This window comes from Bacteroidales bacterium (assembly GCA_023229505.1).
In the GTDB taxonomy this organism is placed as follows: domain Bacteria; phylum Bacteroidota; class Bacteroidia; order Bacteroidales; family JAGOPY01; genus JAGOPY01.
Genome location: JALNZD010000024.1, coordinates 20,946 through 35,776, shown reverse-complemented (window position 1 = coordinate 35,776; position 14,831 = coordinate 20,946). Strand labels below are relative to the sequence as shown.

At 45.7% G+C, this 14,831-nt stretch carries 11 protein-coding genes; 4 read left to right on the top strand and 7 right to left on the bottom strand.

Features of this window, described 5'->3' with window-relative positions; genetic code table 11:
• Window positions 1-6 precede the first annotated feature (6 nt).
• Both rnr and M0Q51_09955 read right to left on the bottom strand, forming a co-directional pair.
• Complete coding sequence (rnr, locus tag M0Q51_09960) at window positions 7-2,010, bottom strand: ribonuclease R (protein ID MCK9400298.1); 2,004 nt, start codon at window positions 2,008-2,010, stop codon at window positions 7-9.
• A 10-nt stretch (window positions 2,011-2,020) separates the two neighbouring features.
• Complete coding sequence (locus tag M0Q51_09955; GenBank protein MCK9400297.1) at window positions 2,021-3,742, bottom strand: ABC transporter ATP-binding protein; 1,722 nt, start codon at window positions 3,740-3,742, stop codon at window positions 2,021-2,023.
• 122 nt (window positions 3,743-3,864) lie between these two features.
• Between M0Q51_09955 and M0Q51_09950 the strand changes: the two genes are divergently transcribed.
• Window positions 3,865-4,569: a ComF family protein gene (locus M0Q51_09950; GenBank protein ID MCK9400296.1), complete on the top strand. Its 705-nt coding sequence runs from the start codon at window positions 3,865-3,867 to the stop codon at window positions 4,567-4,569.
• Here M0Q51_09950 and M0Q51_09945 read toward each other — a convergent pair whose 3' ends face one another.
• A complete protein-coding gene (locus tag M0Q51_09945) occupies window positions 4,570-7,179 on the bottom strand; it encodes a lamin tail domain-containing protein (GenBank protein MCK9400295.1) in 2,610 nt (869 codons plus the stop codon). It abuts the gene before it with no gap.
• Between the two features lie 107 nt (window positions 7,180-7,286).
• Between M0Q51_09945 and M0Q51_09940 the strand changes: the two genes are divergently transcribed.
• Together M0Q51_09940 and M0Q51_09935 are read left to right on the top strand one after the other, a co-directional pair.
• Complete coding sequence (locus M0Q51_09940; protein MCK9400294.1) at window positions 7,287-8,282, top strand: aspartate-semialdehyde dehydrogenase; 996 nt, start codon at window positions 7,287-7,289, stop codon at window positions 8,280-8,282.
• 59 nt (window positions 8,283-8,341) lie between these two features.
• Window positions 8,342-9,268, top strand: coding sequence for a bifunctional riboflavin kinase/FAD synthetase (locus tag M0Q51_09935; GenBank protein ID MCK9400293.1), 927 nt, complete (start codon window positions 8,342-8,344; stop codon window positions 9,266-9,268).
• A gap of 37 nt (window positions 9,269-9,305) precedes the next feature.
• Here M0Q51_09935 and M0Q51_09930 read toward each other — a convergent pair whose 3' ends face one another.
• The gene (locus M0Q51_09930) at window positions 9,306-9,770 is read right to left on the bottom strand and encodes a gliding motility lipoprotein GldH (GenBank protein MCK9400292.1); all 465 of its coding nucleotides are present in this window, start codon (window positions 9,768-9,770) and stop codon (window positions 9,306-9,308) included.
• Window positions 9,771-9,833: 63 nt separating this feature from the next.
• Here M0Q51_09930 and M0Q51_09925 point away from each other — a divergent pair, with 63 nt between their 5' ends.
• The gene (locus tag M0Q51_09925) at window positions 9,834-10,442 is read left to right on the top strand and encodes a ribonuclease H family protein (GenBank protein ID MCK9400291.1); all 609 of its coding nucleotides are present in this window, start codon (window positions 9,834-9,836) and stop codon (window positions 10,440-10,442) included.
• A gap of 47 nt (window positions 10,443-10,489) precedes the next feature.
• Here M0Q51_09925 and M0Q51_09920 read toward each other — a convergent pair whose 3' ends face one another.
• The 3 genes from M0Q51_09920 to M0Q51_09910 form a co-directional block, all read right to left on the bottom strand.
• A complete protein-coding gene (locus M0Q51_09920; GenBank protein MCK9400290.1) occupies window positions 10,490-11,626 on the bottom strand; it encodes a trichohyalin-plectin-homology domain domain-containing protein in 1,137 nt (378 codons plus the stop codon).
• A gap of 171 nt (window positions 11,627-11,797) precedes the next feature.
• The gene (locus tag M0Q51_09915) at window positions 11,798-12,727 is read right to left on the bottom strand and encodes a hypothetical protein (GenBank protein MCK9400289.1); all 930 of its coding nucleotides are present in this window, start codon (window positions 12,725-12,727) and stop codon (window positions 11,798-11,800) included.
• Window positions 12,728-12,974: 247 nt separating this feature from the next.
• Window positions 12,975-14,723, bottom strand: a complete 1,749-nt coding sequence (locus tag M0Q51_09910) for a C69 family dipeptidase (GenBank protein ID MCK9400288.1) — start codon at window positions 14,721-14,723, stop codon at window positions 12,975-12,977.
• Window positions 14,724-14,831 lie beyond the last annotated feature (108 nt).

The window sequence follows — 14,831 nt, the reverse complement described above, 5'->3', positions numbered from 1 at the left end:
CAGTTTTTAGCGTCTTCTTCCCGACCTTGGTTTTTTAGATTTTTCAAGTTTTTCATTGATTATCTGGAAGTCCATCTCCTTACGGGAAAGATCAATTTTCTTAACCCTGATCTTAACCTTGTCCCCGAGTTTGTACTGATAACCATAACGCTGGCCGGTAACCTGGTAGTTTTCTTCATCCAGGAAATAGTAATCATCGGCAAGATCTTTCAGCCGGACCATTCCTTCACATTTGCTCCCGATAAGCTCGACGTATATACCCCATTTACTGACACCTGAAATCAAACCGTAAAATTCCTCCCCGATCTTATCCATCAGGTATTCAGCCTGTTTATATTTAACCGATGCCCTTTCGGCCTCGACGGCCTTTTTTTCCATGTCCGACGAATGCTCGCATTTCTTCTCGAAATCATCTTGTCCGACACTGTTTCCATCGTGCATGTAAAAGTCCAGCAGGCGGTGAACCATCAGGTCGGGATAGCGGCGTATAGGAGAGGTGAAATGGGTGTAAAATTTAAAGCCCAGGCCATAATGCCCGATGTTTACAGTTGAATAAATCGCTTTGGCCATAGTACGGATGGCTATGGTTTCGATCATATTCTGCTCGCCTTTTCCTTCTATTTGCTTGAAAAGATTATTAAATGAAGAGGCCAGTCCTTTCCGGTTATCTATATTCAGCTTATATCCGAGCTTTGATAAAAACTGGGCGAAAGTTGTCAGTCTTTCCATGCTTGGTGTATCATGTATCCGGTAAACAAAGGTTTTGGCTTTCTGGCCGGCTTTTACTTTACCAATCAATTCAGCCACTTTCTGGTTGGCCAGCAGCATAAAATCCTCGATCAGCCGGTTGGATTCCTTTTGTTCTTTGATATAAACGCTGAGCGGCTTTCCCTTTTCATCAAGCACAAACTTAACCTCCTGGCTGTCGAAATTTATCGAGCCTTTCCGGAAACGGTCATCCCGGAGCTTTGTCGCCAGCTTATGCAAAATCATTATTTCTTCTGAAAATTCCCCCTCCCCGGTTTCGATGACCTGCTGCACTTCTTCATAGTTAAAACGGCGGCTTGAATTGATAACTGTCCGGCCGATCCATTGCTGCCTGATATTAGCCCCCTCATCGAGTTCAAATACTGCAGCATAGCAAAGCTTGTCTTCATGCGGTTTAAGCGAACAGAGGTCATTGGAGAGCTTTTCAGGCAGCATGGGGATGGTCCGGTCTACCAGGTAAACCGAAGTCCCCCTGTCGAAAGCTTCTTTATCCACGAGGCTGCCCGGTTTAACATAAAACGAAACATCGGCAATATGGACACCGACCTCATGGTTGCCGTTTGGTAATTTCCGGAGCGATAAAGCATCATCGAAATCCTTGGCGTCAGGTGGGTCAATGGTGATGGTGAATACGTCGCGGAAATCCTTTCTTCTTCTGATCTCTTCAGGGGTGATCGCGCGCTCAATTTTCGATGCTTCTTTTTCTACTTTTTCAGGGAATATCCACGGAAAATCAAATTCCGCCAGGATTGATTTCATCTCCACGTCGTTGTCGCCGGGTGTTCCCAGGACTTCTACGACATTGCCGATGGGGTTTTTGGAATGTTCGGGCCATTCAGTGATCCTTACAATGACTTTTTGCCCGGTCTGAGCACCTTTCAGGCCTTCTTTGGGAATAAGGATCTCGACCGGCATGTTGTTGTTATCGGCAACCAGGAAGGCAAAATGTTTGGAAACATCAATTATTCCTACATATTGCTCTTTTGCCCTTTCAAGGATCTCGATGATCTGTCCTTCGGTTTTATGGTCCCTTCGTTTAGGGAACAGCAGCACTTTTACCTTATCACCATTCAGGGCCCGGGAAGTATTATTGGGAGCGATATAAATGTCTTCCCCGCCCTCATCATTAATAATATAGGCCTTTCCGGTCCCTTTCATATCGACTTTGCCGGTCAGAACCCTGTCGGCAAATGCGTTTTTACCCCTGGGCCCGGATTTCTGGTTTTTCTTATTTTTCGACATAATAATAAATTTAAGATGGTATCGCGCCAATCAATTTCTTTGTGTATTCCGATTTTGGAGAGCGGTAAACTTCATCCGCCATGCCGGTCTCTATGATCTTTCCGTCTTTCATGACGGCAATCCGGTCGGAGATAAATTTAACCACCGACAGGTCGTGTGAGATAAAAATGTAAGTGAATCCAAATTCTTCCTTAAGCTCCTGCAGCAGGTTCAGCACCTGTGCCTGCACAGAGACATCGAGCGCCGAAACGGATTCATCACAAATGATAAATTTCGGCTGAACGGAAAGGGCCCGCGCGATGCAGACGCGTTGCCGCTGACCGCCTGACAATTCGTGCGGATATCGGTAGAAAAACTTTTTATCCAGCCCGGTTTTTTCCAGCAGTTCAAAGGTTAATTCCCTGCGTTCACGATTATCACGCCCAATTCCGTGAACGGTCATAGGTTCGGTTATAGCAGCCCCGACCGTCATTTTCGGATTTAATGAAGAATAAGGATCCTGGAAAATGATCTGGATATCTTTCCTTAATCGTTTCAGCTTCCTGCCATGTATTTCCATCAAATCCAGGCCCTGGAAACGAATCTTCCCTCCTGTAGGTTCAATCAGCCTTAAAATACTCCGGCCCAGGGTTGTCTTACCACAGCCGGATTCACCGACCAACCCAAGGACTTCACCCGGAAAAACGTTCAGGGAAACGCTATCGACGGCTTTTATAATTGATCTGCCGGCACCTCTCCGTGCCTTTAAAGGAAAATAGGTTATAAGACTGTCGGTCTCAAGCAGTGGTTTTTTAAGATAGATTTCTCTGAGTTTTTCCTGATATTTATTTTCATCCCTTTTCAGCAACCGGAATAGGTTGTCATTATTTTCATCGTGTCCCGGATGCAAAAAATCACCGACTGTAGGGAGTTTCTTGAGGGAAATATCAAGAGGCGGCCTGCAGGCAAGCAATCCCCGGGTATAAGGATGCTTCGGGGAAGAAAAAACTTCCTTTACCGGGCCTGATTCTACGATTTCCCCGTTCTTCATAACCAGAAGGTCGTCGGCTATCCCGGAAATCAAGCCCAGGTCGTGGGTGATGAACAGGATAGCCATGCCGTATTTCAACTGCAGGTCTTTGAGCAATTGGAGAATGCTCTTCTGGACGGTCACGTCAAGAGCCGTAGTGGGTTCATCGGCAATCAGGATATCAGGCCTGGAGGCCACAGCCATAGCAATCATCACGCGTTGCTTCTGACCGCCTGAAAGTTCATGCGGGTAAGAATAAAAGATTTCTTCCGGGTGGGGCAGAAGGACTTCACGAAAGATTTCAAGGATTTTCTTTTTTGCTTCAGGGCGGGAAAGGGCCTGGTGTGCGCGGATTGCTTCAACGACCTGGTTTCCGCAACGGGTAACGGGGTTGAGGCTGGTCATCGGTTCCTGGAAGATCATCGATATCCGGTTTCCACGAATGCGCTGCATCTGCCGGTTATCAAGTGAATTAATATCTTGCGGGATATCATTTTGGTCGAAGAGCAGCATTTTCTTAGCATGGATGATTGCCGGGGGAGAAGGCAGCAAATGCATGAGAGACAATGCGGTGACAGATTTTCCTGATCCGGATTCCCCGACGATACCGGTAGTGCATCCTTTTTTCAAGGTGAAGCTGACCTGGTCGACAGCCCTGATCTCTTCTCTTCCCGTTCGGAAAGTTACCGTGAGTTCCCCGATTTCAAGAATATCCGTCTGCATAATGGCCTTTGCCTCTGATCAAAGGTAATATTTTTCGTTGGTACCGGGTATAAAACGCAAAAAATCGGATTAACTGGTAGTGAATTACCGACGGGTTAACCCGTCGGTAAAAAAGAATCAAAATGCTTAAAACTTTACAAGAAGCTGCCAGTGATCTGTTCAGCCTGTTTTTCCCGAACCTGTGCCTGGGTTGCGGGCAGCCTTTGATCAAGGGAGAGGAAGTGATCTGTTCCATCTGCCACTTTCATCTTCCCAAAACTTACTTTCACAATGATCCGGAAAACCCGCTCAACCGGGTATTCTGGGGGCGCGTGAACCTGGAAGCTGTTGCTGCTTATTTGTATTTTCATAAAGGAAGCACTGTACAACATTTGCTGCACCAGCTAAAGTACAAGGGCCGCCAGGAAATCGGCCTGCGGATCGGGAAGTGGTATGGCCTGGAATTGCGCCAGGCAGATGTTTTCCGCGATACGGAACTGATCATTCCGGTCCCGCTTCATCCGCGTAAGCTGAGAAAGCGTGGCTACAACCAGAGCCAGGCATTTGCCGAAGGCATTTCTGCTGTTATGAAGGCTGAGCCGGAAACCCGGTGTCTTTTCCGGAAGGTCGATTCTAAGACCCAGACCCGCAAAGCCCGCTATAACCGGTGGGAAAATGTCGAAAATATTTTTGTCGTGAACCATCCCGAAAAGATCCAAGGCCGTCACCTTCTTCTTGTGGATGACGTGATCACCACCGGTGCCACCCTGGAGTCATGTGCACAGGCATTGCTGGAAGTTCCGGGCGTGAAAGTCAGTGTAGCTGCAATTGCCTTTGCAAGCTATTAACTACCTGGACCTGGCAAGGACTGCAGCTTTTTTGTAATGCCGGTCCTTTCCATCCATTCCCAGGGCTTCCATGTAAATGATATAAATCCCGTTTTGTGCCCCGGTCCGGTCATCCAGTGTTCCGTCCCAGGAGTAGATACCGTGTGTCCCGGGCATTTCATTGTTGGCGAGTGTCTTTACCAATCTTCCTTCGGCGTTGAAGACCATCACCGATATAAATTTTCCGGGAGAACTGAAGTCGTATACAATACCTAACTGATCATTCCACCCATCGCCATCGGGTGAAAAAACTTCAGGCTGAATGGAGAAAGAGGTCCCGTCGTCCCACATCTCAAGAAATTGTGAATTCTCATACCCTGGCGTACCAAAACCCACCGTTTCGGCAGCCGAGTGCCAGTTCGACGGATCGTCGCCCAATCTGTCCGGGCAGATCCTTTCCAGGGAAACGCCTTCCGGGGAATTAAGCATCAGGAAATGCATGTCTTCTGCATAATGAAATCCATCAAGCACCAGTCCATCACGGTCCATTAATAAAACATATCCTTTATCGTTATTATAAGAAGGGAAAGATGATAATGCCAGTAATGATCCGGGATCAGTTGTATAATATTGATTTAAAACCTTTTGCGGATCAGCTGTCAGGACGAGATATTGTCCGGGCAACATCACAGAGCAGGAAGCTGTGATTGAAACGGATTGTGTATCGGGTGGTTCAGGTTGCGATTCCTTGACAGAAGCAAGAAACAGGTCCTCCAGGTTTATCGCTTTTCCGCTCCGGTTGTATATTTCGACATAATCAACCCCATCCCCGAGCGGGTTAAAAAGGACTTCGTTAATAATGATATCGAACGGTTCAGAAGGCTGGGCCAAAGCAAATACCGTCTGTAGAGAGATCAGCGCTTCTTCCCCGATACAGTTCTGCATACCGGGATGAACGGTCAGTTGATAAACCTGCCCGGTGGAGAATCCCTGGCTGAATTTCAGCCTTACTGACCTGAAATCCGGTGATACCGGGGTGGCATTTTCAGGATTCCCAAATAATGGTTCTGCCAGATACCAGGCAGTTTCAGATGCGATAAGGCTGTCGAGCGATTCATTGAATTCAACTTCAATTTCCCGGTCACTTAAACAACAGGTTTTTATTATTTTCATCTCATCACCAGGATTAACAGGGACTGAGTTCTCTTTTCCGGGAGTTCCCCCGGAAGGATAACCGGAAGCCATCCAGTTTTCCTCATTTTTACAGGGATTGGCCGGGTTGGTCATTTCCAGCGACCATCCGCCATCCGATTTCAAATCATCTTTATACCATGACAGGTCATATTGCAGATAGCAAACGGTGTTTCCGGCTGTATCTGCCAGGTGGAGGGATGCGCCGCTGTTTGGCAGCACAAGGGATGAGAAAGCGATGATCTCACCATAAGGATTAAAAGCCGCGGCTGCATTACTGTCGCAAAGCAACAGATAATTTCCGGGGCTGAGGGTGAATGACGGCAATTCATGAATGGTTGATGAAATATCCAGTTTCCAGCCACTAAGGTCCAGTTCGTAAGTACTGCGGTTAAAAACTTCGAGGTATTCATACTCCGGCAGTCCGACAGATGGAGTTGGGTCGGCCATGATCTCGGTAAAAACCACATCATAAGGCTTTACCTGGTAATACAAGACAGGCCGTGAAATCAATCCTGCTATATTTCCTGCAAGGTCTTCGATACCCGAAATGCTCAATTCATAAGTAATGCCGCTTTGCATTTCCTGGTCAAAGAACAATTGCACCCTGGAAGGGTCCAGGAGACGGATGGCTGCATAGGGATGGCCTAAAGCAGGATTAATCTCATAATTAGAAAGATTTTCAGCACTTTCCTGGTCAAGTGCCTCGCTGAATGTCAATAAGACCTCTGCCGGGCTGACAGCAACAGCTTTTAACAATTCCGGCGGAAGACTGTCGATAATGAGTAGGCCAGTATAGAAATCATCAAAATACAATTTAGAAACATTGGAAGATGTATATTGACAGAAAATACCGAAATATTCACCACCAGAAAAAGACAAGTCATTTGTTTCTCCCTGGAATTCCAGCGAATGACCGCCGGCCGGATCAGCGTAAAATTTCCAGTATCCATCCTGACTGCGGAGAACCTTAAACCTCACGGCATTGATTGAATTGCCGGTAAAAACCGAATTCAGGCAAAGCAACCTTATTGCATCCAGCGAATCCTGCCTGAAAAAAATGACGCTGTCTTCCGCCCCGCCAATCTGCAGGAAATAGCCATCTAATGGAGCCTTAAGATCCGGTGCACCGGACAAAAGATAAACCCGGGCAAAATTTCCCGAAGATGTGTTCAGGCTTAGTTTGATCCAAAAGTGCCATTCCAGGTCTCCTGTGAATTGATTTGAATAAGCAAGTGTTGAAATGCCCGCTTCCGGGGCATCAAGCTGGAGGGCAGGACGCTGGACTTCCGGTACGGCGGTGGAAGAGCTTAGTTTGAAATGGTTCATATCTCCGTACCAGGCAGGATCCTGGGTAAAATCCCCATCTGAAAAATCTTCAGTAACCTGTGCTAACAGGCAAATGGGCAGAAAAACAGGAAAAAGTAAAAATTTTCTCATGGTTTTTTTCCTGTTTATCGGCTTTTACGGTCAATTATACCCGGTGTGTGGAAATTTTTTTTTATCCTTAAAATCACTATTTTTGCAACCGTTTATACAATACAGACATGAAAATCTGCGTAGTCGGTGCGACAGGATTAGTGGGCGGTGAAATGGTCAGGGTGCTGGAGGAATTCAACCTCGGGCAGGATGAATTTTACCCTGTAGCCTCGGCACGTTCGGTGGGTAAACCTGTCAGGTTTCAGGGCAAAGATCACCCTGTAATTGGCATGGAAGAAGCGGTGGCAAAGAAAGCCCAGATAGCAATTTTTTCGGTTGGAGCGGCGGTTTCACGCCGGTGGGCCCCTGTTTTTGCCGCGGCCGGTACTACTGTGATCGACAATTCGTCGGCCTGGAGAAGAGAAAATGACATCCCGCTTATTGTGCCCGAGATCAATGCCGGGATATTAACATCTTCTCATAAGATTATTGCAAATCCAAACTGCTCAACCATACAAATGGTGCTGGTGCTGGCACCCCTTCACCGGAAATACCGGATCAGGAGAGTGGTCGTATCTACCTATCAATCGGTTACAGGAAGCGGGGCAAAAGGCCAGATCCAGTTGGAAAATGAGCGTAAAGGCTTAGAAACGACTCTTTTTTTTCCGCACCCCATCGATTTAAACCTCATACCCGAAGCCGGGGTTTTTGACGGGGATGATTATACGACAGAAGAGTTAAAACTGGGTTTTGAAACCTGCAAGATAATCGGGGATGACAGCATCAGGGTGACAGCAACTGCAGTCAGGGTGCCGGTATACGGCGGGCATTCCGAAGCAGTAAACATTGAGTTTGAGCAGCCTTTCGTCATTGAAGATATAAGGGAATTGCTTTCGAAAGAGCCAGGCATTATTGTCCAGGACGATCCTGGCCGGTCTGTATATCCGATGCCGCGTTATACCCGTGGAAGGGATGAGGTTTTTGTCGGGAGGATCAGAAGGGACCACACCATTTCAAACGGGCTGAATTTGTGGATTGTATCGGATAACCTGCGGAAAGGTGCGGCCACCAATGCCGTGCAGATCGCGAAGTATTTGATCGAAAAAGGGTTGGTGAGGGAGTAAGGTTATTGGTTAGTGGTTAGTAGTTAGTGGTGGTAATTTGTTGCATTTGAGATAATAAAGTGAAGATTTACCATAGCATCGATCTTTTTCAGCCGGTACCCAATCCTATTGTCAGTGTTGGCACTTTCGACGGTGTACACCTGGGTCATCAGCAGATCTTTGCCTGTATGAAGGAAGAAGCCCTACGGTGCGGTGGAGAAACAGTGGTTGTGACATTTTATCCACATCCCCGCCTGGTAATCCATCCCGATAGCAAGCAGCTTAAGTTTATCAACACCCAGGAAAGGAAGTACGAGATCATCAGCCGCAGCCAGATCGACCACCTGATCATTATTCCCTTTACACGAGAGTTTTCAAACCTGTCTTCAGGAGAATTTGTCAAGCGCTACCTGGTCGATAAAATTCACATGCACAAATTAATTGTCGGTTATGATCATCATTTTGGCAAAGACCGGCTTGGGGGGTTTAATGAATTAAAGGGTTTGGGTAGGATACACGGGTTTGAATTAGCGGAAGTCCCGGCCCGCATGATCGACGGGGTACCGGTGAGTTCAACCAAAATCCGTAACGCCTTGACAAAAGGTAATGTGAGGCTGGCCAATAGCCTCCTCGGCTATGATTATTCAATTTCCGGCAGAGTGATTTACGGAAACCGCATTGGCCGGACGATAGGCTTCCCAACCGCAAATATTGAAATCGAAGATGAGTATAAACTGATCTCAGCTGTGGGCGTTTATGCCTGCAAGGTTGATTATCACGGCAGTATATTTAAAGGGATGGGCAACATTGGTTACCGGCCCACGATCGATATTGGTAACCTGACCATTGAGGTGAACATCTTTGATTTTGACGAAGAAATTTATGGCGACCGCATCATTATCTATTTTATTGATTGGATACGGGATGAGAAGAAATTTGAAAACCTTTCCGCTCTTCGGGACCAGCTAATCATCGACCGGGCCAGGGTGCTGGGGATATTAAAATAGTGGAACAGTGGAATGGTGAAACGGTGGAATAAAACTCTCAATTGGATTTCTTAACTATCAACCCTACCTGCATAATGCCTGGCAGATCAGCTTGTGACATGGTGCTGGAAATTTCTATCATACAAATTCCCGGCTCCGTGAATTCAAAATCGTCCCTGACGAGATGGTGCAGGTCCCAAAGATCTCCCATTCCATCCCCGAGCAAATTATCCTCATTATCTTTCAGAAATATTTTTTGTTCCATGGTCCGTCTTTCCCCCGAAGGAGTATATAGGGTAAAATTTATAGTAAGGTAACGAAAAGGGACATCGGTTAAATACCTGATGGCAATATAAAAAGCGTAATTTGCCGAGATATCTTTGATATCGACCTTGAAAGTCTTAACATCAAACCGGTTCCAGGTAATCCGGTCATTATCAAGGTGTTTTTCATAAATCTTCCGGGGGTTACAGGAGGTTAATACAAGCATACCTGCGATGCAAGTCAGGATAAGTTTATTCATTGCGAAGACTTTCCACAAAATTAAATGAAATGATCATTAATTTCGTTTTCAAAACGGATGATAATGAAAGTGAAGAAGTATTACGTTGTTTGGAAGGGTTTAAAACCCGGTGTTTTTGATAGTTGGAAGGATTGCGAGGCCCAGATCAGGGGATTTGAAGGAGCGGTTTACAAATCTTTTCCGGACTTAAAAGAGGCACAGCTTGCTTTTGCGGGGAATTGGAAGGATTTTATAGGCAAGAGGGTTTCCAACCCTCGGGTTGGAAACCCTGTTTTATACAGCATAAGTGTTGATGCAGCCTGCAGTGGTAACCCGGGAATTCTCGAATATCGGGGTGTTGAAACGCAAACCGGGAATCAGCTTTTTCACCAGGGCCCATTTCCTTTAGGAACCATAAATATAGGGGAATTCCTGGCTATTGTGCATGCCTTGGCCTACCTTAAAAAACACGATAACAACCTTCCCGTCTATTCTGATTCCCGAACTGCCATAAAATGGGTAAAAGACAAAACAGTGAAAACCAAGCTGCCGAGGAATGCTAAAAGCGAACCACTTTTTGTGCTCCTGGACCGGGCAGTTGACTGGTTAAATAGCAACGAATGCCCTAATAAAGTCCTTAAATGGCAAACAGAATTTTGGGGAGAAATACCTGCGGACTTTGGAAGAAAGTAAGAGTCAGCGGTCAGCAGTCAAAATAACCAATAACCACTAACCATTAACTAAGTCACTGCCGGTGAAATCGAAATCTTGATCTCAATTAAAAAATGCAGCCCGATGCCGAGCATAATCCGCAGAAATAACAATAAGGCGAGCATCATAGCTAAGTAGCCCAAATTAATATGCTTTCTCTTTTTTACCTTTAACAAATTGAGTTGGGGTTTAACTTTCTCGTTAAAGAATGGCGGGATTACAAGGAATATCGTCGAGAACAGCATCAGCGTTTCATAAGGATAATCGAAATTCTCAGGTATACGGATCAAGAGCATAATAATGGTGCCGATTAACCAGGGCAAAGCCATTTGCAACAGAATGAATGCCAACCTGTTTTCCGGTTTGATCCGGTTTAAGGAATCGGAAGTTTCAAGAATATATTGTGCAGAAAAGTAGCCGATAACCCCCAAGGCGAATAACGAAATAAGGGAGAACATGAATTTGAACGCCGTGTTCATATACATCCAGGCCGCGACATAACCAAAGCCTTCATCAGTTACTATTCCTGAAGGGAACGCTCCGAAAAAATGATTGAACAAATGGAAAGCGCTCCAAAGGATGAAAAGTTTCTGTAACCCAACAAACCTTTTCTTTTTTAATAAGACCTTGTAAAGGAAAAGACCCAGAAATAGACAGAAAAAAGGCGGAATACCGGTGACCAGCAAAATATTAAAGCGGCTCCAAAGCGTCGAATGATCATTAAATTTCAGGTCATAAAAATACAGGGTCGAATCCAATCCGTACCAGGATGCTACGAGCATGCAGGTTAGCCAGTAAAAGAGATAAACGAGGATATAGGAGATCAGGAAAACAAAAACAGAATTGACAGTAATGGTCAAATTCCGGAATATGTTACTTCGCTGGGAAAACAGTGGTATTTTCTTTTCTTTTAATACTTCTTCCCCTTCTTCGGAAATGATGAATAATTTTTGTCTGACACTTCGCCTGGCTTCCTTCTTACGGTATTCCTTCTGGTGCTTTCTCCGGAGCTTTCTTTTCATGCGCTGCTTCTGGCGTTCCTCCCGGCGAAGGGCTCTACGCTTGAAATAGAGGTCGATAGAATCAAAAATGGACTTTTTCCTTGAAGAAATTCTTTCTTCTTCATCTTTCTTTTGCCAGGTTTCCGGATTGTAATCTCCCGGCATATTGATGCCAGGAAATTCAGACCTGTGATGTGGCCTATGCCGCTTTTTGCCCCGTAAGCGGTCGAGAAATTTAGCGATCGGGTTTCTACTTCGATGTTTTCTGTGACTATGGCCGGAAGTGGACATTTTATTCAGATAGGTGAATAATGGTATTAATATCTTATTTTAGATCTACCTCAGCGTAAACGTCGTATGCCCGATGATAGCGTTTTCGCAGAAGATATCCACGTGATACAGTCCCGGCTTCATTTCCTGGCTTGAGTATTCTTTTTTCCAGTAAACGCAAAGGTCAACGGCGCGGTTTTCGTAATCAATGGTTTGCATTATAGAATACTGGAGCCGTTCCCCCTGATATTCGAACGAAAAATCGTCCAGACGGCCTTTTATAAGGATTTCCTGGTCGGGCCGGGCAATCCGGATATAGATATCTTTCCTTCCAGGTAAGGCGATTTCATTTTCACCGATGGTAAAACAAACCCGAACCTGGTCTACACGCTGCACTTTATCAGTGGTAACTTCTTTTTCACCACCCCCGCCGCGAACCCGAATGCCGGCAGCCTCCATATTGATAGCCTTCAGCACGGCAGCGATCTCAACCTTTCCTGACAGCACCTTGCGGTCATTTTCAATCTCTTCTTTCTCCTTCTTTAAAACTTTCAGATCCCTTTTGATCGCAACATTTTCTTCAGACAGTGAAGCATTTACGCGATAAAGGGAATCCATCTGCCTGACATACCCCTGGGCAATCAGTTGCAGCTGTCCCAGCTTTTTCTTCACTTTATAATATTCCCATTCGGTATCAAGTAACCTCCGGATCTCCGTGGCATTAGCCTGGATAACGCTGTCTTTGATAACCAAGGAATCTGCCAGTTCGCCGTATTCAATCTTAACTTTTTCATGTTCCACCAGTAATGAATCAAGCTCTTGTTTTAGTTCAAGCCGTTGCTGCTCCTTTTCTGCCAATAGACTCCTGAGGTTTGTCCTGGTATTGAAAAGCATGATGACCAATCCGATCACAACAATGGCAAGTACAATGACAATGGCTGTCATTGTGGCGTTTGATCTGCTTCTGGTCTTATTTTCATTTGGGGCATATTCCATATTTCACGGATTTAAAACAAAGATAATTAAAATAAATCGCGGAATTTGTGTTTTCGCGCGGGATGGGTGTATCAAAGTTATAGCGCATGGATAATGTGATTTAGGACTGTAAGACTATAGGACTGTAAGACTATAGGACTGTAAGACTATAGGACTGTAGGACTGTAGGACTGTAGGACTGTAGGAAAACCATTAGTCTTACCGTCCTACCGTCCTACCGTCTTATTGTCTTATTGTCTTATTGTCATTAATGCCCATCGCCAACTACCTTCAGCTTATCGCCTGTCTGGTCTATGATCATACGGAGAAACCATTCGGGATATCCGGGCTGTTCCACTTTTGGAGCCTGGTAAATGTAACCTTCCGGAACTTCCACGGCAGTCTTGATGTTGCCGTCCATGAAACGGGTAAACAGGTGCCCATAGAATTTTTTCCAATCCATGACAGCATTATTACCGGTAGTTACTGAAAAATCTGTAAGGAAATCGATGGCCTTGTCAGGATTTGTTCCAAGAAGAGATTTTGCAGCATTATCGATTTCGGGGACTGCGGCGATGAATTTCATTTCATTGGCCTGTTGTTTGATGAAAATTTCAGGGTGGATATATGAATACCTGGTATACGAGAGGTTAGATATCTGGTTAAATACCCAGAAAGCGGCATCATCGACAAATTCCATCATCGAACCATAACCCCGGGCCATTTTTTCAGGAACCCGTTTAATGCATGAGTACATCGGCATTAGCAGGCTGCTGGTGGCATCATCAACGCCAAACCAGAAAATCCCGCCGACCGGATCGGGTAACCATGAGCGTGACTGGGCCACGAACCAGAAACCGGTTTGCTGTGAGGAGGTGGCTCTTTCGTTGCAATAGGTGATGTCATCGACTGTCCAGGTAAGAGGACGCCAACGGTATGGGCAGCCGAACGGGCCGGCCCCCAGGTCTGTTGTCATATCAAGCGGTGTGCCTTCAAGGTGGTCGCGCATGTAGTTCATCATCTCATGCAATTCCAGCAAGTGGTCAGGTTTGATCCAAAGGGGCATACGGTTGGAAGGATAGCCGTTTTTGTTTGCACGGCCATCTTCAAAAATCTTATCGTGCTTGAGATTTCCGCTCGCATAGTCCAGGTATTTTTCCATTTCCTTGTTAGCCGATTTAAAGAATGACCATACCCTGATCTCGCAAAAGCGTGCTGATGTGAAAGTGACCGGAGCATAGATGTCAGAGAAGCTAAAATCCACGTCATTTCCTTTAAACCAACCCTTGGAACTGGCAAAGGAAACCACATCATCAGCATAGAAACATTCCACTTCGGGGTTCATCAGCAAAGAACGCTGGCTGAATTTAATGGACTTTTTGCCATCAGCTACGGGAAATGTGGTAATCCGGGCCTGGTTTGCGTGGGCGCTTATATATCCGTCAGGTATTTTCATTGCTACCCAGACACCGCCTTTCTGTCCTTCGCCTTTACCTATCATCTCAAAGATCCAGGCTTCATTAGCATCCGAGATCGAGAGGGACTCGCCGGTACTGGCATAGCCATAGTCATTCATAAGTTCGGTGATTACCTTCATGGCTTCACGGGCCGTTTTCGACCGCTGCAGTGCGATGTACATCAGGCTGCCGTAATCCATGATAGCGCCGGATTGAGTGCCCAGCTCTTCAAGCCCGGTATAAGTCGTTTCGCCGATAGCTACCTGGTGCTCGTTCATGTTCCCGACCACATTGTAAGTAATATGGGCCTGCGGGATTTTGCCGAGGAACTTACCGGTGTCCCACTCATATACATCGAGCATGCTTCCGGCAGGCCAGCTTGCAGCAGGCCAGTGATATAGCTCACCATAAAGGGTATGTGAATCGGCGGAGTATGAAATCATCACCGAGCCGTCTTTCGAAGCGCCTTTGGTAACCAGAAAATTGGTGCAGGCCATAGCATCCCGGCCTGCCCAAACAGTTAAAATAAAGGCTAAGAATAAGATTAGTCTTTTTTTCATCTTTCTTGAATTTTCAGTTTGTAATCAGTTAGAAGTTTTGCAAAAATAAAAAAATCTGTGATCGGCACAGATCAGATTACAATTCAGCAATTAAATCAGAAGGCATCG

Bases quoted from the DNA above. Each gene is read 5' to 3' on its own strand.
- M0Q51_09930 (MCK9400292.1), bottom strand. From the start codon at position 9,770: ATGAATAAACTTATCCTGACTTGCATCGCAGGTATGCTTGTATTAACC.
- M0Q51_09945 (MCK9400295.1), bottom strand. From the start codon at position 7,179: ATGAGAAAATTTTTACTTTTTCCTGTTTTTCTGCCCATTTGCCTGTTA.
- M0Q51_09955 (MCK9400297.1), bottom strand. From the start codon at position 3,742: ATGCAGACGGATATTCTTGAAATCGGGGAACTCACGGTAACTTTCCGA.
- M0Q51_09910 (MCK9400288.1), bottom strand. From the start codon at position 14,723: ATGAAAAAAAGACTAATCTTATTCTTAGCCTTTATTTTAACTGTTTGG.
- M0Q51_09925 (MCK9400291.1), top strand. From the start codon at position 9,834: ATGAAAGTGAAGAAGTATTACGTTGTTTGGAAGGGTTTAAAACCCGGT.
- M0Q51_09940 (MCK9400294.1), top strand. From the start codon at position 7,287: ATGAAAATCTGCGTAGTCGGTGCGACAGGATTAGTGGGCGGTGAAATG.
- M0Q51_09915 (MCK9400289.1), bottom strand. From the start codon at position 12,727: ATGGAATATGCCCCAAATGAAAATAAGACCAGAAGCAGATCAAACGCC.
- M0Q51_09920 (MCK9400290.1), bottom strand. From the start codon at position 11,626: ATGCCGGGAGATTACAATCCGGAAACCTGGCAAAAGAAAGATGAAGAA.
- rnr (MCK9400298.1), bottom strand. From the start codon at position 2,010: ATGTCGAAAAATAAGAAAAACCAGAAATCCGGGCCCAGGGGTAAAAAC.
- M0Q51_09950 (MCK9400296.1), top strand. From the start codon at position 3,865: ATGCTTAAAACTTTACAAGAAGCTGCCAGTGATCTGTTCAGCCTGTTT.